Below are 25,612 nucleotides of genomic sequence, written 5' to 3'. Positions count from 1 at the left end.
ATATTTAGCACATGACTATTACAGTAATCGGACCGGGAGCTATCGGATGTTTAGTCGCAGCTTATCTGGCCAGGGCTGGAGAAGAGGTCTACCTGTTAGATCATCGGCCCGAACGGGCCGCTCTGCTTGAGGACAGAGGAATTGCTGTTGATGGAGCAAGAGGGAGATTCCATACCCCAATTACGGTTACTGCGGATCCTACCGAAATCGGATCGGCAGAGGTACTGATCCTTTGCGTCAAGGCCTGTGATACTGTAGCTGCCGTTGCTAGGCTGAAGGACACCATTGCTCCTGAGAGCCACCTCCTGACTTTACAAAATGGCCTGGGCAATATTGAGACGCTTGGTGAATTTTTCGATAGCGATCGGATTCTTGCCGGAGTTACCTCCCATGGTGCCACCTTGCTTAGGGTAGGGCAGGTGCGTCATGCCGGCTACGGGGAGATATGGCTCGGGGGGGTGGGTGGAGCCAGCTCAGATCTGAAGGCTAGGTCTAAACTCCGGAATCTGGTGGCTACTTTGAACGGGGCAGGTTTGGCGGCTCAAGTGGTTGATGATATCCAATCCATTTTGTGGCGTAAGCTGGTGCTAAATGTGGCTATTAACGCCCTTAGCGCCATTCTGGGGATGCCGAATGGCGAACTCCTCAAGATTCCTGCATGCCGGAAAGTTATGGATGGTGCAGTAGCGGAAGCTGTCCAGGTGGCACGTGGTTGCGGCATCATTCTGAATTTGCCGGAGGAGATCGAGAGGGTCCGGGCCATATGCCGCTCCACCGCCGGCAATATTTCTTCCATGCTACAGGATGTAAGACGGCAGAAAAAGACTGAAATCGATCAGATCAACGGTGCCGTGGTACGCATAGCAGCCTGCCAAGGTATGGCTTCACCGGTCAATGAGGTGCTGACCGCCCTGATTCAAGGCATGGAGTCCGGTTACTTATAAAGGTTTGCCTTGAATGGAGACATACTTCCTCACCATCTGAAGTTTGTGAAAAAAGTGTGAAAATTATCAGAATACTATTTTATTCCTCAGTTAACCGACGCTTGGAGTCGATACTACGGATGAGAGAATAGTAGTGGGAGCGGCGTTTTGAACTCCTCCTTTGAAAAGGGGAAGAATCACATAATTTGGGTTATAAGTTAATATTTGGGACTGCTTTTTCGTGAATCTGAGGTGCCCGATGAAAAGTCAAAAAGGGGGAAAATGGCACTGGATGAACTCTTGGTGACACTCAACCTCGAGAAGGTCTATGCCAAGTTCAGGGATATCACTGAGTCCATAGAACAACTGCAGGCATTTAGAAGGGTCGCACTAGAGGCATTTCTGGAGGACCGCGACGGGCAGCAGCCAGTTTCAGGCTCATTGTAGCTACAAAAGCCGCCATCGATCTCTGCCTGCATATTTCAGCCAGGAAGTTGAAGAAAGTGACGGAAGAATACGCGTCCTGCTTTCAGTTGCCGGCTGATCACGGGCTGATTGAGCCGGAACTTGCATGCCGACTCGCCAGAATGGCCCGCTTTCGGACCCTCCTGGTACACCGGTACTGGGAAATAGACTACTCCCGATTATACAGAACGATTACCGGGCCGGATCTGGATGATCTCAAGAGCTTTGTCCGCCAGGTCAGTTTCTTGATTGAATAATGCACGCCGTGCTACTTCTTATTGAACTCATTGCTGCTTTTGGATGAGCCTCAAAAAAACCATATCAATCATTCAGCAGCAAAAGGTTGGTGGCGCCAGGGGTGAATGGGGAGCTGACGGCGGTCCAGATCTGGTAGTTAGATCCGTCATCTTCGGACCATACATAATATATCCTGCGGTCAGATAACTGCAACTGCGGAAAGGCCTTGTGAAAATGACTGGATGTTCTTTTCCTCACATTTGCCCTGCTTTTTGCTACACTGAAATCAATCGTGGCCGTATAGATCTGACTGTAACTTACCTCATCCTCGCTCCAGACAAGGAATATTTTATTATCGACAACTTGCATCTGAGGGCTTGATTTGTCATGAGCACTCTCCGACATGCCGAGATTTTCCCATCCGGTGCAATCCGTATTCATTCGAGCCAGACACAGCTGCTTATAAGTGCCATCATTTTCCTGCCATACATAATAGATTTTGCTATCGTATACCTGCAGTTGGGGCACTCTCTTGTCGTAGCTGCTGAAGGTTCTTTGAGTGGCAGCCCAGCCTGTACCGTTGGTGTTCATGACAGCGGTCCATATCTGTGAATGAGAACCATCATCTTCAGACCACACATAATATATCTTGTCCAAATCTACATGCAATTGAGGTATAAATTTGAAGGATGTGGTGGAGGTTCTCCGAGTCGCGGACCAGCCAGTACCGCTGATGCTCATTTCGGCCGTCCAAATCTGAGAATTAGGAACATTCAATTCAGACCACACGAAATAGATAGTGCTGCCCACAACCTGAAGTTGGGGATAGTCTTTATCATAAGCGGTAGAGGTCCTTTTCGTGGAGGTCCAGCCGGTACCATCCGTGTTCATCACCGCAGTCCAGATTTGACAGTTATCCCCATCATCCTCGCTCCAGCCAAAATAGATCTTGCTTCCAACCACTTGAAATTGAGGCGTCTGCTTATCAAAGGCTCCAGACGTTCGCTTGACAGCATGCCAGTCGGTGCCGTCGGTATTCATAACAGCAGTCCAGATCTGCCATTTTGACTCCGCATCCTGTTCCTGCCACAAGTAGAATATCTTTTGCCCCACGACCTGCAACTGAGGAAGAAGCTTAGAATAGTTAGTGGTAGTTCGTCTGGTTGCCCTGAAGACATCGGCGGCGGCCAGGCTCTGGAATGATATTGAGACGAAGATCACTAGCAGAAGGAATCCTATTTTGTCTAATCGCATCGTTTTTTTTCCTTTCGGTTGGCTCAATCTCGAGTTTGCGCTTGAACGGCCTACAATGCAATGCCAATGGCAATAATTGTATTGCCACATCGGTCTCCACATGACCAACGCAGGTTGATAAAACCTGGACCTGTCGACATCATGCCAAGAAGCTGTGATTTTCTTATGGCAACGGCTTCTGTGTAGTCTATCGCGACTGTACCGTTCTCGTCTTATTGACATTCAGTGGGTGGTTCAGTCAACCATGTCACAGCTACCAAATGTTCAATTGCTTTGAATTCGAGGTCACTGGTGAGTATGCGGCCATTAACACGCTGGGCGGTGGCCACACAGAAAGCGTCAGCATAGGCGAGGGGATATTGGGATTTTATTTCGGCGCTCCATGCCCGTGCTGTGTTTGTAGGGGGGAGGGATTCATAACCTTATGGACGTACCGGTCTCCTTCTAGGCAGCAGGTTTTGCACCCGTTCGGCCTCCGTTCTTGGCCCGAGCTTCCATCCAAGCCTCGATGCGGTTCCCTCGTTGATCCGTCCTTCCCTGGTGAGGGTTCCGTTCTCGATGAGGAGGGCCCTTCGGCCGCGATTCTCGGGTAGCGCCACCCAGGCCTCGTATCGCTCCTGGCTCATGCTGGGTGGCGGCTTGATGTGCCTGTTTTCCCGTACGACCTCGTGCTCCTCAAACCCCCGCCTTACTCCCATGACCAGGTAATCGAAAGAGATATCTCCGGTTCCGCCCTGGCTCTCCATGACCACAATTCTTTGAGGGCTCTTTTCCGCCACGAAGAGTCCATGGCAGCTCTCCAGCGGGGTAACCTGCACTGTTACGCCCTCCTCGGATGCCACGAGGGCGAAATGCTCGGGAAGGTTGATCTCCGCAACACCGTCTTTCAGGGCCGCGGTGCCGCGCACATATACCCCGTTTTCTCCACCCTCGAGGCTTGCATACATGATCTCCTTGGATGGATCCGTGGGATGGGGCTGTACAAAGTCTTTGGATCCGCTTACAATGAGGTGGCTGAGCACGAAAACATTCCCTCCAGCGAAATATGCCGCATAATCAGAATTACCCGAGGCTGCGGCGTAGATCGCGGTTCCGCCTTTGAAGTTATTATCTCCTGAATTCTTTGATTCGACGTGTATCCCGTCTCCGTTAAGACCGATAAAAGAAGCGCCAAGGTTATCTCCAGAGGCCCAAACCCCGATGCCATTCTTGGATTTTACAACCAGGCCCTTAGCGTTCTTGCCGGTAGCATAACAATATGCTGCAGAGCCGTTTCTGGTGCGGGATTCGAAGTATCCTCCGTAGGATACTCCTTTACCATCGTTTGTGGCGATTCCGGAGACCCCGTAGCCGTCCGGGGAATCACTCCTGCCGTAGACGCCGTAGGTCGTGCCACCCCAGGCGTTGGCGTGTCCGTAGACCCCGTAGCCAGCATTGGAGTTGCTCAGGCCGTGTACACCATAGGTGGTGCCCGTGCCAGCCGATGCGTACCCGGAGACTCCTGTGCCGGAGGTAGAAGAGCTCTTTCCCCGGACACCATAGGTCTTTCCCGTGGCGGAGGTGGCCCACCCATAGATGCTCCGGCCTGAGCTCGAGTTTGTGATGCCGCGGACGCCATAGGTAACACCCGAGGTCGCAGTGGCGGTTCCGCAGACGCCCCGGCCGGAGGTGGAGGCACTCGTTCCATAGACCCCGTAGGTGGTGCCGATTTTATCACTGGCGTTTCCATATACGCCGGACCCCGCTCTGGCCTGTATTGGTCCCGGAGATGGTGCCTTTGTAGCCACTTGTGGAGAGCTTGGCGCTAAGTTCCAGAGGACCCCAGATATCCGTCCCTGAATGATCATGTACTGCAGGGGCAAAATAGCCCCATTCAAAGCCATTTAGGGTTTGGGCATTTTCCGCCTGGAAGGCAAAGGCCGTCGAAACAAGCCTCTGCCTCGGGGAAAGTTTTTCCCAGGCGGATGTGTCCGGGTTGAAAATGGCCACCTTCAAATAGACACTGTCTCCTGTTGTGAAAATATTTTGGTGCAGTGGATTCACAGAACCAAGGAGCACATTGTAGATCCCTCGGGAGACCATAACGCTCTGTTCTTCGTGCCACAGCACTATGCCCTCAGTCGGGGCATTATAGAGGTAGAAACGGACACGGTAGGTCCCCTCCAGAGGAGTTCCAACATCATCAGTGAGCTTTCCCTGGTAACCTATCAGTTCAGGTACGGCCCAAGATATCCCGCTGAACAATACACCTGCCAGGAATATCAAACTCCACACAAAGGCTCTTGTCCGGTTCATAGCGGCTCCTCCTTAATGAATATTTTCCCAGTCAATCCTCCAGTAGTAAGAGTATGGCAGGAAGAAACCCGGCCCCAGATCTTCTGCCAACATAATCCAGGATGTACCAGAAGCCGGTGTACAGATCATAGGTGGTCGAAAAGGGCGGATCTTCCTGGTCCAGCAAGGGTGAATGTTGACCGATAGTGGAAGTTACAGCAAAACTCAAGGAGCTCATTGGAACACCCCCGCTAGAAAACACCGACGCGGTAATCTGGTAGCCTGCGTCTGCCGTGTCCGCAAAAAATATCTGGCTTATCAAGAAGGGAAGTACAAATACACAAAATCCAGCAAGAACCTTCTTCATAAGTATCTCCTACGCCTTCTGTTCTCTGTAAACTAAAGGCCAATGAATCTCCATGGTCTGCTTTGTCTTTACTGAACTGCTATATGGTTGATCCTCGATTACAGTCAGGACCATTTCAGTGAGAAGATAACTTTTTGGCCTGTTGGGCCTTCCTCTACACACCGGCCTCTCCTTCTAGAGAAGCTGAGCGCAAGAGGCGACTGCTCGGATCTTTCTGAAACGTTTGGTGGGGAGACGAAGGTAGGAGATGCAGTTCCTCAATAGTCGAAGTAAATTTCTGATAGGGGCACAATCCACCAAAAAAAGGCTTCGATCAACCCCCGGTCACCCCAAAATTGCGGCCAATTGAGTACATATTAGCATGAGCGCGCGGATATTTATTTGGTATTTGATGAAAATTTACTTTTGATAATTTTTTTATAGCAGCAAACATCTTCGCGTGTCAAGTTGGGTGGTGAATTTCATTCCCCTTTGATCTGATTCACATACTTGTGTTAGATTGATAACTCCTGAGCCTCCCCGTTTGAAGCTAACAGTTGGTTCGCATGGAAACTGGAGGTAATTATATTGCACTGGCAGATAGATAGACGGCTAAATGATTCAGCTATGTGTAAAGGCAAATTGCCAAGGTGATGACAGTAAAATGAGGATCAGGGTATCAACCACGGTAATGCTGGCTGTTGTTTTTTTGTTTTCTGCAAGCGTTTCTTTGGGAGCCCCTTTCGCTTACATAACAAACTACTACAGTGACACTGTATCAGTTATAGATACGGCTTCCAATAAGGTGACTGCTACTGTAGACGTTGGCGATTATCCCCATGCCTTCGGAAATTTCATCGGACCTGCTCGGATAGCAGCAGTTCCGGTCTCTGCCATGTACCTCCTGCTTTTCTAGGAATGGCACCCTCCTCCATGGCAAGCTACATTATGGACGGTCAGCTATTATTGTGATGCCGAAATGGTTATTGCTGGATATGCCTGACAATGAGAATTATCTTCTTAGGAACAGGGGCGGCCTGGGCGCTTCCTGAAATAGGCTGTGATTGCCGCATCTGCCGCGAGATGCAGCGCCGGGGCGAAGCACGCCGGCGCACCGCCATCTACCTGGAGGCGCAGGAAAAAATCCTCATCGACTGCGGTCCTGACATTCGTCAGCAGTGGCATGACAACGGTTTGGAAGGTGTTGACGCGGTGCTGATTACCCACGAGCATGGCGACCATTACCTGGGCCTGGACGAACTGGTGGCCCTCAGGCGCTCTGCTGATCCCAGCAACTGGCAGTCGATCCCCGTCTACGCTACCGAAAGAACATGGCAGGCCATTGAACAGCGCTTCGGCTATTTGCTGGAAAAGACGCTGGCAAAGAAAATGGTGACCCCGGGTGAAAGGGTTGCGGATCTGCGGACCAGCATTGTACCGTTCAAGACCTATCATGGCCCTGTAGCCGCAGGCTCGGTTGGATACATGATCGAAGACAACGGCAAGAGAATAGTTTACACTTCAGATCTCCTGAATCTTGACTCTGAAGCCGAGGTTTTGCAGCGACCTGACGTTCTGATCATACAATCTCACTGGCTGAACGAGCCGCAGAAAAACCGTCCCTCACACCTGAGTCTGCAGCGGGCCTTGCCCCTTATTCGGAAATGGCAGCCGAGGGAACACGTCTATCTCGTCCATATATCAGACGCCGACCAGGTGCCCGGTGACCCTGCCAATGTGTACCTCAAGAAAGTACCACCGGCGCAGCCACTCTGTCCGCCTGGCAGCAATACGCCCTATCCTGTGCCCACCTGTCAGCAGGAGTGGCAGCAGGTGGTGGAGCAGGTGTTTGGCGACCATGGTCTGCAGGTTGCGGTCACCGTGGCATACGACGGCTTGCAGGTGGAGGTTTGAGATGTTGCGGCTTGTGAGTTGCCGGTTGCGGGTTAGCGCGTAGGCCGGTGTTCCTGGTCTGTTGTGTCAACAAAGGTGTGCTTGGTGTCACGCCATGCTTATTGTTCTGGTCAGGAAATATCAGAGGAACTCTGGGGGGCGACATGAACATGTGCTGTACCGGTAGCAATCCAACATTGACAGCAGTGTCGAGGAACACATGTTAGCCGTCTTTGTGCGTCCAGTTCAGGATCGTGCTCTGTTGCCTGGGTGCTTTGCTATTCTGAGAAGTTTTCCACTCTTGTCAGATATGCCCGGCTTGAGGTCTTGAAAATCGCTCACTCCAGGTCTCAGTAAGAGAGTAACAGCGGAATCAGGATTGGGACCATGCTGTGAGCCACCTCGTAAGCACCCAGATCGCAGCGACCCGCCTGGGGACGCAGCTTGCCTCGCTGGTCCTGCCTAACTGTAGCCAGAAAGAAGTCCAGGCAGTCGATGCAGGCGTTGACAGCAGGGCTGGTTCTGGCCAGAGGGTAGTAGCCGGTGATATTGCCGTGCAGTCCGTACGTGCCCAACTGAGGAGACAGGCCGGTGATAACATAGCCGGTTCCCGCAAAAGTACACCCTGAAGGGTCATCCACCAGATTATTTCCCACGATGACCAAGCTCCCACTGCAGTTTGGCGCCTCCCCGCCGCGATCCTGGTTTTCGGCCAGAATGGTATATTTGATCTGTGTAATGCCGCCCTCGCGAAAGAACCCTCCTCCGTCCCCTGTTGCGTCGTCGTCATCATCGGCTCGGTTGGCCGTCACCGTCGTGAAAAGCATCTTTGCGATACCTTCCTTGTTGTAGAACCCGCCCCCGCGGCGGTCAGCCTTGTTCAGGCCAATCGTGGAGTTCACGACTATGAGCTCGCCCGCGGCGTTGTTGTAGTAGTAAATCCCGCCCCCGTCCTGGGAGGCCTCATTTCCGTAAATACTGCAGTTTCTAATCTCCATTCCCGGTGGGACAGATGTCGACAGATAGAGTCCGCCTCCGTCTTTCGCCTGATTGAGGTTGACCGTGCAATTCACAAGGGAAGTCACCCCTTCATATGTGGGATAAAAGGTCAGGATGCCTCCCCCTGCACCCGACGAGGCGGTATTCAGGGCTATAGTGCTTCGCAGTAAGGTCATCACCCCATTGGACATATAGATCCCGCCCCCGTCCTGGGAGGCCTCGTTTCCCATAATATTGATATCCGTACCATTCAGCATGCCCTGATTGACGAAGATCCCTCCACCAGCACTGCCTGACCGGTTGTTTAGTATAAAGGAGTTGGTAATAGTCAACATGCCATCATTGTCAAGCAGGATCCCGCCTCCAATCGTACCAATGCTACTTCCGACAGCCGTGTTTTCCTGGACGATGCAGTCCTTGATCGTTAGATCCCCTCCCATGTTGGCGATCCCGCCGCCATAGGGAGCCGAGCCGTTTTGCAGGGTAAGGCCGTAGAGAATCACGCCTATTCCGGTGCCGGTGGGAATATGGATGATTCGGTCCCTGGCGCCGCCGTCAATAACAGTCTCTACGTAGCCTGCCCCCTCGATGGTGAGGGAGTCCGTGATGTCCAGATCGCCGGTGGCATTCAAATCATCCCCTGTTCCCAAATTGGTCAGGGTGTAAGTGCCCGCGGGAACCTGGATTAAATCCTTTCCCGGCGTCGCGTTTGCCGCACTGATGGCGCCTCTCAGGCTGCAATCTTTAGAAGTCAGGGTACAGTCCGTTTTGGTGGGGTCGTCCAGCGTTGTATCCACTATAAAGGTTGCGGATAAACCCACCCCAGAAGCAAACAGAAAGAAAATTGCCGGGCAGAAAATTGCCGTGCGCCTTGCCTTGTAGAAAATCTGAACGAGGACATGTGACCATTTCATACCTTCCTCCTTTGTCGAGTGCGATGTTTTACACACGCTTTTTTGTTCTCTATAGTTGAGAAGGAAAAGTCTTCTTGATCAAACACCCTAGTGGAAACTCCCTCGCGACCGAACTCTGGTGCAATGGCTGATCGCTCCCTTCTTTCAGCGGCGAAAATAGCAACTCTATTCTTCACACCACGGGCAAATTGGTAGCTGGAATTACCGAACTCAGTGTCACTATGCAGCCATAATAAGAAATGAGCGTAAATATCTTCAGAGGGACAGCCAGGTTGTTTGATAATGGAAAGTTACCACTTCGTAAGTTCGTTGACTATAAAATTACTATATTATAGCCAACGCTGCAGTTGCAAGAATTTTTTTGCGACCCTGAGTATAGGCACTCCTGAAGCTTCTGCCAAGAAGATGTCGGCTTTGTAAGTAGAGGGTGTGGTGATCAAATGGAAACGGGTGAACACAGTCTGAGGAGATTGTAAAAGAAGATATGATGGAATAAAGAAATAGTTGGCAAACCAATCTACGGTGAGGGCGGCTGCTCGCTGCCGCCACTCCGGCTGGCTTATTCTGTGGTCAGCGCCGGGCAGCAGATGAAGGCACTTGGGCGGGGCCAGTGCTTCGTACAGGAGCCGGGCATGCCTTGCCGGAACCAGGGTGTCATCAAGTCCGTGGATCAGCAGGGTGCGGCTGACCGTCGCCAGCGCGGGCAGTATCTCATATTGCCGCAAGTCCTGGATGAAGGCAGGACCCAGGGGCAGGGGAGAGGATTCGAGGCGACTTTCCAGCTCCAGCAGAGACGAGGGCGTTGCCCAGGCTGCTGCAGGATACGGCGAACTGCTGCGGCTCAACTCCAGCAGCACCAGAAAGCCTCCAAGACTGCTGCCCAACAGGCCGAGGCAGCCGTCGAAGCCACGCAACCGTCTTGCCGCAGCAATGACGCAGCGCAGGTCATGCCACCTTGCCGATACAGTGCTTTCCTGCAGCTCACCCTCGCTTTCACCGCATCCCCTGAAGTCGAAGCGGAGGCTGGCGATGTTCCTGGCCGCAAGGGTTTGAGCAAGGAACCGGTATTTTGAGCTGTTTCTGTGGCTCAGAAGGCCGTGACACATGACCACCAGCGGCCAGGAAGCGGCTTCAGGTGTGCAGAGGCTGCCCTTGAGCACAAGGCCGTTTGCAGCAATGTCCAGTTCTGTTGTTTTCATGTCAGATATGGTCTCTTCGCGGTGAGAAGTCTAACCTGACAACCTTTGCTGTCATCAACGAAGGGGCCATCAGGAAATCTTGCCGGCTATCTTCACCCGGGCGTCCAGAACAAGACTGAAAAGAGCCGGAATCAAGAAAAGGGTAAATATGGTGGAGAGCACCAGGCCACCCACCACCACGCTGCCCAGGCCGCGGTATAGTTCAGAGCCGGCACCGCGAAAGAGCACCAGGGGCAGCATGCCGAAGACGCTGGTGGTTGTACTCATAAAGATAGGCCGAATACGGTTGCGCACCGCCTCGCGTATGGCGGCCCGCCTTTCCATGCCTTCATGGCGGATGTGATTCAGACTCTGGTGTACAATGAGAATGGCGTTGTTTACCACTGTGCCCACGAGGATGACGAAGCCGAGCATGGTGAGCACATCGAGAGCCTGATACTCGATGAAGTGGCTCACGAGCCAGAGACCGGCGAAGCCGCCGGCTGCTGCCAGGGGAACGCTGAGCATGATGACAAAAGGATAGAGAAAACTTGCAAAGAGGGCTGCCATCAATAGATAGGTAATTATCAGGGCCAGGACAAAGTTCCACTGCAGCGCCCTGCGGGTAACCACCAGGTCGTCTGCCGTACCCGAGAGGTTGATGTTGTAAAGACCGCCGAGTTCACCGCTTTTCTGGAGCGGGCCTATCACCCTGGTCTTCAGGGTGTCCATGGCTTCCTCTAGGGGAATCTCTCGAGGTGGACGAACCTGGATGGTAATGGCCCGCTGCCGTTCGATGTGGTTTATCTGAGTAGGCCCCGCAACCCAGCGTATGTGGGCCACAGAGCCAAGGGTTACCAGACGGCCGTCCGGAGCTCGCAGGAGCAGATCCTGGAAATCCTGAGTTCTCTGGATGGCAGCCTTCCTGCCCATGAGGGTCAGATCTATTTCCCTGCCTTCATACTGGTAGTCGCTCACCTTGCGGCCGTCCAGTATGCTGTCCACTATTAGGCCAATATCTCTGGCCGAAAGCCCCAGGCTGCTGGCCCGGACGCGGTCGGGAATGATGCGGATTTCAGGACTGGCAAGATCAAGGCTCGGAATGGGGCGAATCTGGGAGCCGGGCAACAGCTGCATTGCCTGAAAGAAGACCCGTGCCCCCAATTCGATGAGACGCTCCAGGTCAGGACCGGTGATGTCCAGGTCGATTGTCCTGCCGGAGCTTATGCCGCGGCCGAACAGGCTTGTCTGATAGGAGGTGGCATAAAATCCTGGCAGTTTGCGAAGTTTGCGCATAAAAACAGGTACGAGACTTCTGGCCTTCAAAGGATCTTTCGTGGAGGCGCCGGCAAACATGAGGCGACCAAGGGCCACATAAAAGAGATTCCGGATGCGTGGCTCCTTGAACTGTCTGGAACCGTCAGGCTTTTCTTCTCCCTGCCAGTAGGGTCGAAGATGGTCGACAATCTCTTCGCCCACTTTGCTGAGTTCATCCAGATTGTACCCGGGCGGCGGCAGAAGAATGCTGAAGACGAAGTTGCGATTTCCTTCAGGAAGATATTCAGTCTTGGGTGCCAGGAAAAAGGCCATGGCGAGAGAGAAGACCGTGAGAATCACTACCACAAAAAGGCGAGCACCCAGCGAACCGGTTATGTGGTAATTGAGAGAGGCGATGCCCTCGGTAAACCAGTGAGCGAATACATCCACAGGGCGCAATAGGGAGCTGAGAAAACCTGCAGGCTTTTCCCTCCCTGGAGTATGGCCGGGATTTTGTCGGGGATTTACTGGCGACAATTGCGCTTTGCCGGGTTCGGGATAGGGGGCTCTTGCCAACCGCCGATCCCGGAAAATTCCGAGAATCTTTGCAGCAAGCGAGGGGATTACGGTAATGGAGACCGTCAGGCTGAGGGCCACGGCACAACTGATGGCAATGGCAATGTCCCGGAAAAGCTGTCCTGCTTCTTCCTTTACAAAAACCACCGGGATGAAAACCGCCATGGTGGTAAGAGTGCTTGCCAGTACAGCTCCCCAGACCTCGATGGTGCCGGCAGAAGCCGCCTGCAGACGGTCTTCACCAAGTCCACGGTGGCGGTCTATGTTTTCCAGGACAACAATGGCGGCATCAACAACCATGCCTACGGCAAAGGCGAGACCTGCCAGGCTGATGACGTTGATGTTGCGTCCGAAAAAGGACATCAACAAGAAAGTTCCCACTATGCTGATGGGAATAGCGGTAGCAATGATCAGGGTACTGGTGAGTGATCGCAGGAAAAGAAGAAGCACCAGCACAGCCAGACTGCCGCCGAGAACAAGGTTCTGGCGGACCAGCTCGATAGCGCTGTCAATATATTCAGTCTCATCGTAGACCTGGCGGAGGCGCAAACCCCGTTGTCGCAGAAGGCCGCTGTTCATTTCCTTGATGGCCTGGCGGATGCCCTGCATTACCAGCAGGACATTGGCGCCGGTCTGACGTTTGCAGTTGATGGCAATAGTCTGCCTGTCTTTCTCATATACTGCCGCTGTTTCCTTGGCATATCCCAACCTCACAGCGGCCACGTCCCGGACGTAAATGGGAGCGCCGTTTACATATTTGATTACCACGTTGGCCACATCAGCTGGGCTGCGGAACTGTCCTACTGTCCTGGTAATGAAGCGCCGCTTGCCTTCGTCGAAGTCTCCAGCGCTGATATTCTCGTTTTCCTGACTCAGTGAGGCTGCCACTTCGGCGAGAGTTATATAATGGGCCGCCAGGGCGTCAGGGTCGAATATGACCTGCATTTCCGGCTCTATGCCGCCAAAGATCTCGGATTCGGCTACACCGGGAATCCTTTCGAAACGCGGTTTAATGTAATCCTTGACAAACTGGTATTCGGTGGCAATGTTGCTGTGATCGCCGCTGAGGCGTTCGAGCACGATCCAGGCAATGGCGTTCTGTTCGCTGCCGGAAGACACCAGCACAGGTTCTTGAGCCTCATCAGGGTATTGAGGGACCTGGTTGAGGCTGTTGGAAACCTTGAGGAGAGCAGCATCCGGGTCCGTGCCCACCTGAAATTGCAAGGTGACTCTGCCTCGGCCGAGAAAACTCTCACTTTTCATTTCAACCAGGCCTTCGACGCTCTTGAGCACATCCTCCTGCTCGTCGATTATCTCGCGTTCCACCTCCTGGGGACTGGCGCCGGGCCACATGGTGTTCACGGTGATTTCTGCCTTGTCCACGTTTGGTGTCAGCTGGACCGGGATGCGAAAGAGGGCAATCAGGCCAAACATGACCAGCAGAATAACTCCCACCGCCACTGTGATCGGGTTTTTTATGGAAGCATCAACAACTTTCATTGTGATCCTGGAGGCCTGATATTTTGGGCCAGATCAAATTAGCGTGGTCTTGCCGATATGAGTTGTCCAAACTGTCTTGGAGTACTGGGGTTTTGGAATACTGGAGTGTTGGAAAAAGTCAGGCCCCAATCTCGAATCGGTTAGTCCTCAGCATCACTCCAATCCTCCACTGCTCCATTACTCCAACAGATTCTTGCATATAGGAAGGACTCTAGGAGTCCCCGTGCAATGTCTTTGAGACTGAGATCCTCTAGGGTATGACCTGCACCGGTTGTCCAGGCCTGAGCCTTTCATTGCCGCGCACCACCACCACCATTCCCTCCTTGACAGGGCCTTTTACCTCGATCATGCTGTTGGCTGCCCTTCCCAGACCTACAGGAATCGGGCGGGCTTTGCCATTTTCTACAGTAAACAGCAGGTAACGAGCACCCCTGTTCACCACTGCGTCCTTGGGAACAGCAAGGACGGCTTGTTCCTCGCCCAATGGCAGACTGACCCTGCAGAGCATGGCACCCATGATGCGGGCATCGGGATTGTGCACGGCGACCTTGACTGGAAAAGTCCGAGCGGCAGTGTCTCCTACAGGAATCACAGCGATGACTTTTCCCTGAAAGGTTCCAGGATTCAGAGCATCCACTGTCACCCTGACGGGATCTCCCACCCGGACTCGCGAGATGTAGCGCTCAGGTACATCCACCAGCACCTCGATGTTTTTCAAATCGGCAAGAGTTATAACAGGCCCACCTTTGCTCAGCCATTCTCCCACCTGGGCGTGCTCTTCGACAACAAAGCCGCTGAACGGCGCCTCTATGGTCTTCTTGGCGATCTCATCCTGGAGACGTCCTATTTCGGCCTGCATTCTCATCATCCGTGCTTCTAGAGTTTCCACTTCTGCGAGATCGTCGGTATACTTTTTGTCGGCTATTGCTTTGGTAGCAAGGAGTTTAGCCGAACGCCGAAGCTCGGCCCGGGCATTGTTGAGTCGGGCTTCTACTTCAGTCCTGTTCGCCCTTGCTGCCTGGAGATCCTTGAGTAGAAGGGTAGCTTCCAGCCTGGCAATGACGTCTCCCTTTTGTAAAAAAGTACCTTCTTCGGCGCTGAACTGCTTTACCAGGCCTTCGACCTCTGCTGCTACAACACTGGTGACGCTGGGTTCTGCATTGCCGATGAGAGTCACCTGCGGTCTCATCTTGACGGACGTCACCCGAGCCACCTTGACAGGAGCAGCTGGTGGTCTTTGTTGAGCCAAAACAGCCATGCTTCCCAGCAACACCAGGGTCCAGGCGACAAACAGGCAGCGATACAGGGGGATGTGCAATAGCTTGGAAGAAGAAGGCCCACTCATGAGAAGTTCCTCTCTCCTGCTTTCTATAAGAATATCTTGAAGTCAACTAACTTAACACAGAGGACCGGGGTATACAATATCAGGTACAGAGAGGATCACTACCCGGATGCCAGCAGTGAGACATTTGTTTATGCTGGTCACAGAGTCAAAGATGAGGGCTGGGGAAGCCCTGGGGCCGCATCTCCTTGTCGTGAAAAGTAGACCTGGAGGGGCTGAAGCCGCAAAATGGTCCTGGGCAGAACCTGGCTTTGCTTGCAGAGAGCGGCTTCATATCTTGACCTCACAGAGGTGCAGTGAGGGCAGGTTGCGGTAAAGTTGTTGATAATCCATGCCATAGCCAACCACGAAGATATCGGGAATTTCGAATCCTTTATAGGTGATTGGCAGCGGCACGATGCGGCGGATTGTCCGGTCGAGAAGGGTGCATATCTTGACGCTCGCCGGATTTCTTGCCTGCAGGTGGCGAATGAGATAGCCGAGGGTGAGACCGGTGTCGATTATATCTTCAACTATGAGAATGTGTTTATCTGTAATGGGTTCGTCCAGATCTTTCAGTATTTTCACAGCCCCTGAGGAACCCTCTTCAGCCTCGTAACTCGATATTGCCATGAAGTCGAGCGACAGGGGAATGTCGATTGCTCTGACCAGATCCGCCATAAATACGAAAGAGGCCCGTAGAATACCAACGAGCACCAGCTCTTTGCCACGATAATCGTCAGAAACCTGCTTGCCGAGTTCCCTGACTCGCCCCTGGATTTCAGCAGCACTCAGATATACTTTTCCTAACAATTCAGATTGCACGTTTCAGCCTTAACTGGTGTTATGCGTGCGGTTCGTGGGAGTCTGTTCTCGTTGCCCGCCGTTTGCCGAAGGGCGGTGGCTCTCATGTTTGCCTTCGTTGCCTTCCCTGTGCTCGGGGTGAATGCCAAACTTGATAAGCAGGGCCTTGTAATCCTTTCCATAAAAAAGCTTGATGGGAATGTTTGGATAGTGCTCCTTGAACAGGCGCACTTTTCTGTTTTTCTTGGTGACCAGCGACTGCTTCATTGTGGTTAGCTCTATGAAGAGGCCATAGTCTGGTAGATAAAAATCCGGGGTGAAAGATTCCCGCACATAGCCATCCTCGTCCCAGGCGATGGGGAAAGTGGTGGGTTCGTATTCCCAGCGGATCTGGTAAAAGTCCAGAATACGGGCGAACTCCAACTCGCTGTCGTTGGCGAACATCACCCTGCGGCTTTGTTGATAGGATCTGGCATTGTCGTAGTCTTCCAGTTCACCCTTGTCGGAGAGAACTTTTTCCATCTCAGTTATGGCCCTTTTGAGCTCCGGAAGAAGCGCAGCTGGAATTATGACTTTCGATTCAACGCCTGCTTCCCTGTTCTCGAGGGTCTGCATTTGGACAAAAAGGCCCTGGTCTCTTTCTAGCAGCTCAATCTTGGCCTTGGACTTGGCGGCTATGGAAAACTCTTTCTGGTAAAGATGGTTGTTTTTGGACAAGGAACATCTCCAGACATGAAGGTTTCGGGAAGTCAATATGATATCTGCACGATATTTTTCTATTTTTAGATAATGAAAGGAATGTGGTTTTGTCAAGCAAAACTTTTCCCTTGATAATTTTTTGTCGCATGCCAGGGTGCCAGCATGTCTGCTTGAACTGGTGGTGGGCTTGCTTGGCCATCTTCCTTCGTGTTATATTGAATCCACCTTTACATAAACACTTGCTTACCAGAGAAGTTTCGCAGCTAGACTTGAGATCAGGAGCGCGCGCCTGTCCGAGCCCTGAAGAGGCGCCTGCTTCTTCCAGTTCAGGCCTCGGTTGAATTGGCTCTGCAGGAGCATGAGAAGGACTGCCTTTTATAGAACATTCACTTTTGCAATCACCCCCTGGAGCGATTCATGAAGTGCCCGGGCTAAGTCCCTTTCAGTTCGAGTTGCAGTTGCTTACCACGGTTGCCCCCACAGGGCTGCCGGTGTTGACCTGAAAATATCCTTTCATAGGGAGCAATACATGGCTCAAGAAGGAGATGTGGTCCTGGTTCATGTGGAGGACAAACCAACGTTCTTTGCCAGGATCGAAAGCATAGAGCCGGACGTGAAGCCACAGTGGTTTCAGGTTGGACTGCTGGTATTGCAGGTGCCGCTCATACAGATCACCTGGATCCTGCGGCAGGAATATATTGACGGCACGGCCTTTACCATGGGCGGCAAAAAGGTGGTGCTCGAGAAGGTGGTATCTCCCAACCAGCAAGTAATGGTTCCTGAAGAGGGGGAAAAGGGAACTGCCGAGAGAAAGGGACAACCAGAGGCGCCCAAAGAGAAGGGGAAGGTTATTTCACTTTTTCCACGAGAATAACACTTGTTTCGCTATATGGTCGTTGTGGCCTCCTCGAAAACAGGTGAAGAAATGTACAGGTTTTTCAAACTGGAACTGGACAACAATGAACGCCGCATCAATTCCCGGCTGGTAATCCGCAAGGAAGATGGCCAGGTAAAAGTTTACAAGGATGGAGACCTGTACGCGGTCTATGCAGAAAATGATCGCGAGTTTCGCAAAGCGGTGGTCATTCAACTTGCTCGCATCGGTGTGGCCAGCTTCAGAGAACTTTGTGCTGGCTTTGGCCTTGACCGCGAAACCCTGGAGAGATATCTCATCCGCAGTCAGGAACGAGGCTTGCGCGCTGTGATGGATGACAAACCCGGCCCCAAAGGGCCCTGGAAGGTGGATCATTTGAGCAAAATGGAGGTTATCAAAGAGTATGTGAACGAACCGGGCATCAGCGATAGTGAAATTGCTCGCCGGGTTTCGCAGCGTTGTCCGATCCAGGTGGATGGCAGAATGGTGAGTCGCATCCTGAGGCATGCTGGCCTCAAACCAGCGCCTGCTGCGCCACTGGAGTCGAGCAGCGTTCCTCCCAATCAACTGTCTCTCCGTTTCAAGGGCAAACACTGATACGCCATCTGCCATTTCTTGTCACATCCTTTTGAGGTCAAAGAAAAGGAGGTTTTGCATGAAGGGCTACATGCACAAGATTGCCTATGTCGACCTTGGCGCTCCCTCTGTGAAAGTTGTGCAGCCAGCAGAGGAGACCCTCAGAGAATTTATTGGCGGCAGCGGTCTGGCAGCAAAGATGCTGTGGGATGAGAAGGCATACAGGGTGCAGCCACTGGCTGGTGGAAATCCCCTGATTTTTATGACAGGACCTTTCGCCAACACTCCTGCCTTGACTTCTGGGAGACATGCAGTTGTGGCCCGCTCGCCGCTTACAGGCATTTTTGCCGAGTCAGATGCCGGCGGTACCTGGGGGGCGTCACTGAAGCGGGCAGGCTTTGACGGCATGGTCATTGTGGGGGAGTCGGATAGGCCGGTGTATCTCTGGGTTTATGACGGCAGGGTGGAAATCAGGGATGCGGCTCATGTGTGGGGCAAAGACACCTTTGCCACTGATGAGGCTCTGCGAGCTGAGACCACTGACAGAGCGGTATCAGCCTGCATAGGACCGGCCGGGGAAAAACTGGTGCGCCTGGCAGCAATCTTGAATGATGGCCGAGCGGCGCGAGCAGCGGGGCGCTGCGGCCTCGGGGCAGTGATGGGAGCAAAAAAGCTCAAAGCAATTACTGTATATGGCAAGCAAGAAACTGAGCTGGCTGACAGGAAAGGACTGCTTCGCTCTTTGCAGCAGTTGGCTTCCGGCATCAAGAAGAATCTGGCCGGCATGACGAAGTTTGGCACAGCAGGCAATGTGTCTTCTTTTGAAAGATTGGGCTCACTGCCCTTGCAGAATTGGAAGGGATCGCAGCGCTGGGAACAAGAGGCCTTGCAAATCAACGGCGCTGCCATGGCCGAACGTTTTGGCACGGGCACCTACGGCTGTGAGGGCTGCGTGGTGCGCTGCGGCCGCGAGGTTCGGCTCCACAGCAGCACCTACGGTGACATCGAAGGAGCGGGCCCTGAATACGAAACCCTCGCTTCCCTGGGATCCCTTTGCCTGGTGAGCGACCTCGAGGCAGTGATTGCTGGGAACGATCTCTGCAACCGCTATGGTGTTGACACAATTTCTGCAGGTGCCCTGGTGGCCTTTGCCATGGAAGCATTCGAAAGAGGACTCATCAGTTCGAAAGACACCGGCGGGTTGGAGCTCACCTGGGGTAATGGCAGGGCCATGGTGGCTGTGCTCGAAATGATTTGTGAGAATCGCGGCCTCGGCGAGATACTCGCCAAAGGAGTTCGGCAGGCTGCAGCAATCATCGGCGGCGAGGCTGAGGAATTTGCGGTGCACGGCAATGGCCTGGAGCTTCCCATGCACGATCCTCGCGCTTATGGCAGTCTGGCCCTGTCCTATGCCACCTCAGCAAGGGGCGCCTGCCATCTGGCCAGCCTGTCGCATGCATTTGAGAGGGCCCTCACTTTGCCGGAGATTGGCCTCGCCGAGCTTCCGGACCGCCTCGATCCTACAGACAAGGGCAAACTTGCTGCCACCGGTCAGAATGTCATGGGGATGCTCGATTCACTCAAAGTCTGCAAATTCATGCTTTTCGGCGGCCTGAACCTCACCCACATGTTGGACTGGTATGAAAAGATCGTTGGAGAGACCATGACATTGGCTACCTTTATGCTGACAGGAGAGAGGATTTTTAATCTCAAGCGGCTTTTCAACCTGGGGTGCGGCCTCGAGCCGAGCACAGCAGACAACATATCTCGACGGATTCTCGAGCTGCCGAAGCAGGCGGAAGGCTGGGAGACGCGGCTGCCAGCTATGGAGCAATTGCGTGAGGACTACTACAAACACCGGGGCTGGAACGGCCAGGGTATTCCTACTAGAGAAAAGCTGCAGGAGCTCGGGCTCGAAAAGGAAGGAGGAGCAGTAGGGGTTAACTGAAAACGGGTTTGCCGGTTATTGCTTGTCGCGAACGACCTGGTAGAAGCGGTTCTCTAGCCGCGATCCAATAAAATAGACCGGGGACCGCGAGTTGCGAGTTGCCTTCCACTGTGGGGCGGGTGTCGACTGAACTGGTCGCAGGCCGTAGCTGCCAATTACGGCTTTTCACTTTTTTACCATTTCGCTTTGCCATTATCTTATACCTTGTGCTTTTTTCGATGGCCTCGATATTTTTCTCTCTTGACTTTCACCTTTCTTTCACCTTATAATTTGTATATCCATTGTTGCGGGTTTGGCGGTGCTGGCCGCTGATACCTGCCTATCGCAGCGTCTCGCTGCGATGAATAAACGACTGACATCTTCGTCCGTACACCGTGGCTGCAAGCTGATTCAACTAGTCTGTAGTGAATTCCGGGAGGATTGCCTTGCAATTGACAGAAAAACAGAAGAGTGTCTACCGCTATCTGGAGGGATATATTCGCCGCAGGGGTTGTCCGCCCTCATATACGGAGATCAGGGATCATTTTGGTTTTCGCTCCCTCAATTCGGTGGTAAAGCACCTCAAGCAGCTCGAACGCAAAGGATACCTCGAAAGCCCCTGGGATAATCAGAAACGGGCCTTGCAGCTGCGTCCCCTGCGCACCACTGCAGCGACTGTACCCTTCCTTGGCCGGGTGGCTGCCGGCGTTCCCCTCGAGATGATTGAAGTGCCCGAAACCGTCGAAGTTCCCGAGAGTTTGCTTGCCGGCGGCAATAATTTTGCCCTTCAGGTAGAGGGAGACTCCATGGTGGACGAAGGCATTCGCCATGGCGATGTGCTCATAATCCGCAAACAGAATCATGCGGAAAATGGGCAGACTGTAGTGGCGCAGATCAACGGTGAAGCAACGGTAAAGAAGTTTTACCAGCAGGGAGACCAGGTGGAGCTCCGACCAGCGAATGAGCAGATGCAGTCCTTGAAAGTGGCAGCTGCTCAGGTGGAGATCATCGGGGTGGTGATTGGCTTGATGAGGCACTATAAAAGATAATGCGGAATGCGGAAATGTTACGCAATATTCTTCATCTCGATATTCGCAACTTTTGTATTGCTCTGGAGCAGCAGCGGCGGCCGGAATTGAAGCAGCGGCCCCTGGTCATCGCTCCTGGGCAGGGGCGAACCCCAGTTCTGGCAGCTTCCGCTGCAGCTGCGCAGGAAGGCATCAAGCCGGGCATGGTAGTGTCCCGAGCGCGGCAGCATTGTCGGCGGCTCACCATCCTGCCGCCGGATTTTTCCTTTTACCGTCAGGTCCAGAGGGAGGTGTGGCAGGCTCTTGCCACTTTTTCACCCCTGGTGGAATCGGCTGGCTGGGGGCACTTTTTTGTGGATGTCACTGGGACTCGCCGGTTGTGGGGAGCTACTCTCGAGGTGGCGGACCGAATGCAGAAATTGCTGTTGCAGAAGATGCAGCTGGACAGCGCGGTTGGTCTGGCCAGCAATAAGCTGGTGAGCAAAGTAGCGGCCCGGGTGATTCGGGTGCAGGAGCTATATGATGTGTTTCCCGGAGGAGAAGCTGCTTTTTTAGCGCCTCTTGGAGTGCAGGCGCTTCCCGGGGTGGGAGACGTCACAGCCAAAAGACTGCTGGCGGATCTCAATCTCTCTGTAATCGGGGATCTGGCAGCAGCACCGTCGGGGCTTCTCGAGACGGTTTTCGGCAGGACAGGCCAGCGGTTGCGGCGGATGGCTCTGGGAGAGGATTTTTCTCCGGTAACAGTCCCGGAAGCGGCTCCTCTGCTTCGGAAGAGGATGCAGCTCAGAGAAGATGAAAATCGGCGCTCCAGACTGCTCGGACACCTCTACGGCCTGGTGGAAGAGCTGGGCCGGCAGCTGCGAGCCGGCAACCGATGTCCGGGAGCCCTGGATCTCACTGTAATCTATGCCGACGGGGTGCAGACTCGAGCCTGGAGTACATGTGCAGCTGCCGGCAGTGAGTTTTTCCTGGACAGCGTCCTTTTCCAGACTGCCTCTCGACTTTTTGCCCGGGCTGGACAACGTCGTGTGCGTGTCCGAGGGCTGGTGTTGACTGCTACTCAGCTGCACCATCCCATTGGTCAACTTTCGTTGTTTTCCTGGGATGACCATTGTTGTCGGAGAGAAGAGCAGCTTGTCAGAGCCCTGGATCATATCCGCCAACGTTATGGTGCCGGGGCAATCTATTACGGCAAGGTTGGCGGCGCCGGCTTGCCGCTTCAAAGGTAGCTAATAATTCCTCTTTGCAGCCATGTTCAGCCATCTACACGTGCATTCCTGTTATTCCTTTATGCATGGCGCGAGCCACGTGGACGCCCTGGTGGCAGCAGCCCGTGACCGGGGCATAAGCCATCTGGCCCTCACCGACACCAATGGTTTCTACGGCTTGCCTTTTTTCCTCGAAGCAGCGAGGAGAGAAGGCATTGCCCCTGTTGTGGGAGTAGAGCTGACAGCCCGGGATGGACAGGCCCTGCTGCTGGCGAAAACCCCGGAGAGTTATCCCTGCCTGAGTGAGCTGGTAAGCCGCTGTCACCTGGAGGATGCCTTCTCACTCAGAGCTGCTCTGGCTACTGGATTGCCGGGCGTGGCCGTGCTGAGTGCAGACCTGGAATTACTTTCCGTCCTGGAAGGCAAGGCCGAGCTCCATGTGGAGATATGCCCGGGGCAGAAAGGGGAGATGCCTTTGCGTTTTGCCCGGGAGCATGACCTGCCGCTGGTGGCCACAAATCGGGTCTATTTTGCTGACGCAAACGACTACGAGCTCCATTGCCTGTTGCGCGCCATTGATCTCAATACCACGCTTGCCAACTTGCCCCCGGGAGAAGTTGCCAGCCCTGAGCAATGGTTGAAGGGAGAGAAGGATATGGCCTGCCACTTTCCCCATTGTCCAGAGGCAATGGCAGGGGCAGCGCGGCTGGCGCAACACTGCCACACAGATTGGCAATTTGCCCAGCGAATCTTTCCCCATTACCGGGATCAACAACATGACCACTTCGAATTGCTGCAGCGTAAATGTCTCCAGGGGGTGGAACAGCGGTATGGCGCCATGAATCCTGCGGTAAAGGAGCGCCTGCAGGAGGAGCTTGCTCTGATCAGGGACAAAGGATTTACTGACTATTTCCTGATAGTAGCCGACATTGTCCGCCGGGCCCCAATCACCTGCGGCCGGGGCAGTGCTGCTGCCAGCCTGGTGAGCTACCTGCTTGGCATCACTCACGTTGATCCTGTGCGACACCAGCTCTACTTCGGCCGCTTTCTCAGTCCGAACCGCCGGGATCTTCCCGACATCGATGTGGACTTCCCCTGGGACGAACGAGATGAAGTCCTGGATTTCGTGGAAAAGACTTATGGCAGAGAGCGCCTCGCCATGGTGGCCAATCATGTGGGTTTTCGAGCCAGAGCCGCGGTGCGGGAGGTGGCCAAGGTGTATGGCATCCCGGCAGCCGAGATCGCCCGGGTAACCCGGCGTCTCTCCTCTTTCAGCGCGCCAGGCAAAATATCACAGCGGCTGGCCTCCCACCCTAAGTTCCAGGGGGTTCGGCTGGAGCCGCCCTGGCCCGAGATCTTCAGACTGGCTGCCCGCCTGGAAGGCATTCCACGGCATATCTCGGTGCACTGTGGCGGCACAGTCATCGTTCCGGAAAAGGTCTCTTCCCATGTGCCGGTTCAGCTGGCGCCCAAGGGGGTGCGGGTGATTCAGTGGGAAAAAGAACAGACAGAAGCTGCTGGCCTGGTGAAAATCGACCTGCTGGGAAATCGGTCCCTCGCAGTAATAAGGGACACCCTTGCCGCCATTCATGCCAACAGTGGTCGAAGAATCTCTTATGCTGAACTCAACCCTCTGGACGACCCGGCAACGCAGAGGCTGCTGGCTAGAGGAGAGACCATGGGAGTCTTTTACGTTGAATCGCCGGCCATGCGGCGTCTGCAACAGATGACCGGTCGGGGAGACTACCAGCATCTCGTCATCCACTCTTCCATTATCAGACCCGCTGCCAACCGGTACGTCCTGGAGTACGTACGTCGGCTCAAAGGGATTCCCTACAAGAGTATCCATCCGCTGCTCGACAGGGTTCTCGAGGAGACTTACGGCATCATGGTTTACCAGGAAGACGTCTCCAGGGTGGCCATGGAGTTGGCCGGTTTCGATGCAGCCGAAGCTGACTGTTTGCGCAAGACCCTGACCAAAAAGAGTCGGCAGCAGCTGCCGGATTACCGCCAGCGATTTTATCGAGGATGCCGCCGCCGTGGTGTTCCTCAGAGAGTGATCGATGCAGTATGGCAGATGATGGAGTCTTTTGGAGGCTACAGCTTCTGCAAACCCCACTCTGCCAGCTATGCCCTGGTGAGCTTCAAGTCGGCATACCTCAAAGCGCACTATCCGGCCGAGTTCATGGCAGCAGTAATATCCAACGGTGGAGGCTATTATTCAACCTTTGCCTATATTTCTGAAGCAAGGCGCCTGGGACTCGAGGTGCGTGGGCCGGACATCAACAAAAGCGAGCTTGACTATGTGGGCAAAAATCGAACCCTGCGCGTAGGGTTGAAGCAGCTTCAGGGGCTTTCCCGGCAGCTGCAGGAAAAAATCAGAGAGAAACGGCAGCAGGGCGGTCCCTTTTGTTCCCTGGTGGATTTTCGCCAGAGAGTGAATCCGGAGCCGGCTGCCTGCCGCCTTCTGGTGCAAAGCGGCTCCCTGGACTCTATAGCTGGCAACCTCAACCGACCACAGATGCTCTGGTGGTTTTATGGCCACCGCCAGCCGCGGCTGGCGGTCGGCTCTGTTCTCCTGTTTCCCAGAATGACGCCCTCGTCTGGTTGTCCAGCAATAGCAGATTATGACTGCCTGACCAAGTTGCGACACCAGCAGGAAACCATGGGGTTTATCCTGTCTGTACATCCTCTGAGATGCTATGCAAAAAAAAAGATTGCCGCCTCTGGCCGGCAAGTTGTTCCTGCCAAGCAGCTCAGTCGTCATGTTGGCCGCCGGGTGACCGTGGCTGCCTGGTCCATAACCGGCAAGGAGATACTGACACGGGCGGGGGAGGCCATGGAGTTCGTCTCATTCGAGGATGAGACAGGCATATTCGAGGCGACTTTTTTCCCGGCAGCCTATCGACGCTACTGTCAAATCATCGACATGAACAGGGCGTATCTCCTTAAAGGGCGAGTCACAGAAGAAGAAGGAGCCATAAGTCTCAACGTGGAAAAGATCTGGAGATTGTAAAGAATCCCGCCCGGTCCAGATAACCCGGCTCTGGGCTCCCCCCCTGAGGGGGCTTCAGTGGTCTTTTCCCCCTGGGGCAATCTGCTGGAGTGATGGTGTGGCGGAGTAATGGCCTGGCCTGCTCTCGGACTGGTCCTGAGGACCAGCTTTTCGATGTTGAATAAAATTGTACCAGAAACACCCCCCGGCCGCTACTGATTTGCATGGGGAGTCTTTGTAATACTTTCTTTTGCTCAGTGATACCGCAAATCTGCATTGCCGCCGCACAGCAACTTGACGCAAGTCTCCTTGCTTTTTCCCGGAGCTTTCTTTGTCTCTCGCTTTCGAGTATGATGGTCCAGTC

Annotated in this window: 21 protein-coding genes; 11 read left to right on the top strand and 10 right to left on the bottom strand. The window is 53.7% G+C overall.

Translation table 11 applies throughout. The features are described from left to right. Positions 1–11 precede the first annotated feature (11 nt). The 3 genes from JRI89_08665 (at position 12) to JRI89_08655 (ending at position 1,645) form a co-directional block, all read left to right on the top strand. On the top strand, positions 12–944 hold the full coding sequence (locus JRI89_08665) for a 2-dehydropantoate 2-reductase (GenBank protein ID MBW2071314.1): 933 nt from the start codon (positions 12–14) through the stop codon (positions 942–944). Between the two features lie 261 nt (positions 945–1,205). Beyond that, on the top strand, positions 1,206–1,370 hold the full coding sequence (locus JRI89_08660) for a hypothetical protein (protein MBW2071313.1): 165 nt from the start codon (positions 1,206–1,208) through the stop codon (positions 1,368–1,370). Then, positions 1,322–1,645 carry a DUF86 domain-containing protein gene (locus tag JRI89_08655; protein ID MBW2071312.1) on the top strand — a complete coding sequence of 108 codons (324 nt, stop codon included), beginning with the start codon at positions 1,322–1,324 and terminating at the stop codon, positions 1,643–1,645. The genes JRI89_08660 and JRI89_08655 overlap by 49 nt, the downstream gene beginning before the upstream one ends. A 64-nt stretch (positions 1,646–1,709) precedes the next feature. On the opposite strand, the gene JRI89_08650 is transcribed toward JRI89_08655, so the two are convergent. From JRI89_08650 to JRI89_08635, 4 genes are all read right to left on the bottom strand, one after another. After that, entirely contained in the window at positions 1,710–2,906 is a 1,197-nt protein-coding gene (locus JRI89_08650; protein ID MBW2071311.1) for a hypothetical protein, read from the bottom strand. A 395-nt stretch (positions 2,907–3,301) separates the two neighbouring features. Beyond that, positions 3,302–3,901, bottom strand: coding sequence for a hypothetical protein (locus tag JRI89_08645; protein MBW2071310.1), 600 nt, complete (start codon positions 3,899–3,901; stop codon positions 3,302–3,304). A 691-nt stretch (positions 3,902–4,592) separates the two neighbouring features. Then, the gene (locus JRI89_08640; protein MBW2071309.1) at positions 4,593–5,174 is read right to left on the bottom strand and encodes a hypothetical protein; all 582 of its coding nucleotides are present in this window, start codon (positions 5,172–5,174) and stop codon (positions 4,593–4,595) included. Positions 5,175–5,205: 31 nt separating this feature from the next. Beyond that, positions 5,206–5,520, bottom strand: coding sequence for a hypothetical protein (locus JRI89_08635; protein MBW2071308.1), 315 nt, complete (start codon positions 5,518–5,520; stop codon positions 5,206–5,208). A 643-nt stretch (positions 5,521–6,163) separates the two neighbouring features. Between JRI89_08635 and JRI89_08630 the strand changes: the two genes are divergently transcribed. Both JRI89_08630 and JRI89_08625 read left to right on the top strand, forming a co-directional pair. Next, complete coding sequence (locus JRI89_08630; protein MBW2071307.1) at positions 6,164–6,415, top strand: hypothetical protein; 252 nt, start codon at positions 6,164–6,166, stop codon at positions 6,413–6,415. A gap of 89 nt (positions 6,416–6,504) precedes the next feature. Beyond that, a complete protein-coding gene (locus JRI89_08625) occupies positions 6,505–7,413 on the top strand; it encodes an MBL fold metallo-hydrolase (protein MBW2071306.1) in 909 nt (302 codons plus the stop codon). A 329-nt stretch (positions 7,414–7,742) separates the two neighbouring features. Here the strand turns inward: JRI89_08625 and JRI89_08620 are convergent, their stop codons facing one another. The 6 genes from JRI89_08620 to JRI89_08595 all read right to left on the bottom strand — a co-directional run bounded on the left by JRI89_08620 (position 7,743) and on the right by JRI89_08595 (position 16,658). Continuing rightward, positions 7,743–9,305, bottom strand: coding sequence for a hypothetical protein (locus JRI89_08620; GenBank protein ID MBW2071305.1), 1,563 nt, complete (start codon positions 9,303–9,305; stop codon positions 7,743–7,745). Between the two features lie 329 nt (positions 9,306–9,634). Continuing rightward, positions 9,635–10,504 (bottom strand): alpha/beta fold hydrolase, encoded by an 870-nt coding sequence (locus JRI89_08615; protein ID MBW2071304.1) that lies wholly within the window; start codon positions 10,502–10,504, stop codon positions 9,635–9,637. 69 nt (positions 10,505–10,573) lie between these two features. Then, positions 10,574–13,816 (bottom strand): efflux RND transporter permease subunit, encoded by a 3,243-nt coding sequence (locus JRI89_08610; GenBank protein MBW2071303.1) that lies wholly within the window; start codon positions 13,814–13,816, stop codon positions 10,574–10,576. Between the two features lie 250 nt (positions 13,817–14,066). Next, positions 14,067–15,161 (bottom strand): efflux RND transporter periplasmic adaptor subunit, encoded by a 1,095-nt coding sequence (locus JRI89_08605; GenBank protein MBW2071302.1) that lies wholly within the window; start codon positions 15,159–15,161, stop codon positions 14,067–14,069. A 267-nt stretch (positions 15,162–15,428) separates the two neighbouring features. Then, positions 15,429–15,962, bottom strand: coding sequence for a hypoxanthine phosphoribosyltransferase (hpt, locus tag JRI89_08600; GenBank protein MBW2071301.1), 534 nt, complete (start codon positions 15,960–15,962; stop codon positions 15,429–15,431). A gap of 9 nt (positions 15,963–15,971) precedes the next feature. Beyond that, positions 15,972–16,658, bottom strand: coding sequence for a hypothetical protein (locus JRI89_08595; protein MBW2071300.1), 687 nt, complete (start codon positions 16,656–16,658; stop codon positions 15,972–15,974). 511 nt (positions 16,659–17,169) lie between these two features. On the opposite strand from JRI89_08595, the gene JRI89_08590 reads away from it, so the two are divergent. From JRI89_08590 to JRI89_08565, 6 genes are all read left to right on the top strand, one after another. After that, complete coding sequence (locus JRI89_08590) at positions 17,170–17,514, top strand: hypothetical protein (protein MBW2071299.1); 345 nt, start codon at positions 17,170–17,172, stop codon at positions 17,512–17,514. A gap of 51 nt (positions 17,515–17,565) precedes the next feature. Next, entirely contained in the window at positions 17,566–18,111 is a 546-nt protein-coding gene (locus JRI89_08585; protein ID MBW2071298.1) for a hypothetical protein, read from the top strand. 58 nt (positions 18,112–18,169) lie between these two features. Beyond that, on the top strand, positions 18,170–20,038 hold the full coding sequence (locus JRI89_08580) for an aldehyde ferredoxin oxidoreductase family protein (GenBank protein ID MBW2071297.1): 1,869 nt from the start codon (positions 18,170–18,172) through the stop codon (positions 20,036–20,038). Positions 20,039–20,463: 425 nt separating this feature from the next. Then, a complete protein-coding gene (gene lexA / locus JRI89_08575; protein MBW2071296.1) occupies positions 20,464–21,066 on the top strand; it encodes a transcriptional repressor LexA in 603 nt (200 codons plus the stop codon). A gap of 14 nt (positions 21,067–21,080) precedes the next feature. Continuing rightward, positions 21,081–22,274, top strand: a complete 1,194-nt coding sequence (locus tag JRI89_08570) for a hypothetical protein (protein ID MBW2071295.1) — start codon at positions 21,081–21,083, stop codon at positions 22,272–22,274. A 22-nt stretch (positions 22,275–22,296) separates the two neighbouring features. After that, entirely contained in the window at positions 22,297–25,269 is a 2,973-nt protein-coding gene (locus JRI89_08565; protein MBW2071294.1) for a DNA polymerase III subunit alpha, read from the top strand. Positions 25,270–25,612: the final 343 nt, after the last annotated feature.

This window comes from Deltaproteobacteria bacterium (assembly GCA_019309045.1).
In the GTDB taxonomy this organism is placed as follows: Bacteria; Desulfobacterota; Syntrophobacteria; order BM002; family BM002; genus JAFDGZ01.
The sequence above is the reverse complement of the archived record's forward strand: the minus strand, read 5'-3'. Positions and strand labels throughout refer to the sequence as shown.

Bases quoted from the DNA above. Each gene is read 5' to 3' on its own strand.
- JRI89_08635 (MBW2071308.1), bottom strand. From the start codon at position 5,520: ATGAAGAAGGTTCTTGCTGGATTTTGTGTATTTGTACTTCCCTTCTTG.
- JRI89_08585 (MBW2071298.1), top strand. From the start codon at position 17,566: ATGTACAGGTTTTTCAAACTGGAACTGGACAACAATGAACGCCGCATC.
- JRI89_08570 (MBW2071295.1), top strand. From the start codon at position 21,081: ATGTTACGCAATATTCTTCATCTCGATATTCGCAACTTTTGTATTGCT.
- JRI89_08665 (MBW2071314.1), top strand. From the start codon at position 12: ATGACTATTACAGTAATCGGACCGGGAGCTATCGGATGTTTAGTCGCA.
- JRI89_08590 (MBW2071299.1), top strand. From the start codon at position 17,170: ATGGCTCAAGAAGGAGATGTGGTCCTGGTTCATGTGGAGGACAAACCA.
- JRI89_08630 (MBW2071307.1), top strand. From the start codon at position 6,164: ATGAGGATCAGGGTATCAACCACGGTAATGCTGGCTGTTGTTTTTTTG.
- JRI89_08610 (MBW2071303.1), bottom strand. From the start codon at position 13,816: ATGAAAGTTGTTGATGCTTCCATAAAAAACCCGATCACAGTGGCGGTG.
- JRI89_08620 (MBW2071305.1), bottom strand. From the start codon at position 9,305: ATGAAATGGTCACATGTCCTCGTTCAGATTTTCTACAAGGCAAGGCGC.
- JRI89_08615 (MBW2071304.1), bottom strand. From the start codon at position 10,504: ATGAAAACAACAGAACTGGACATTGCTGCAAACGGCCTTGTGCTCAAG.
- JRI89_08640 (MBW2071309.1), bottom strand. From the start codon at position 5,174: ATGAACCGGACAAGAGCCTTTGTGTGGAGTTTGATATTCCTGGCAGGT.
- JRI89_08580 (MBW2071297.1), top strand. From the start codon at position 18,170: ATGAAGGGCTACATGCACAAGATTGCCTATGTCGACCTTGGCGCTCCC.
- JRI89_08605 (MBW2071302.1), bottom strand. From the start codon at position 15,161: ATGAGTGGGCCTTCTTCTTCCAAGCTATTGCACATCCCCCTGTATCGC.
- JRI89_08565 (MBW2071294.1), top strand. From the start codon at position 22,297: ATGTTCAGCCATCTACACGTGCATTCCTGTTATTCCTTTATGCATGGC.
- JRI89_08625 (MBW2071306.1), top strand. From the start codon at position 6,505: ATGAGAATTATCTTCTTAGGAACAGGGGCGGCCTGGGCGCTTCCTGAA.
- JRI89_08660 (MBW2071313.1), top strand. From the start codon at position 1,206: ATGGCACTGGATGAACTCTTGGTGACACTCAACCTCGAGAAGGTCTAT.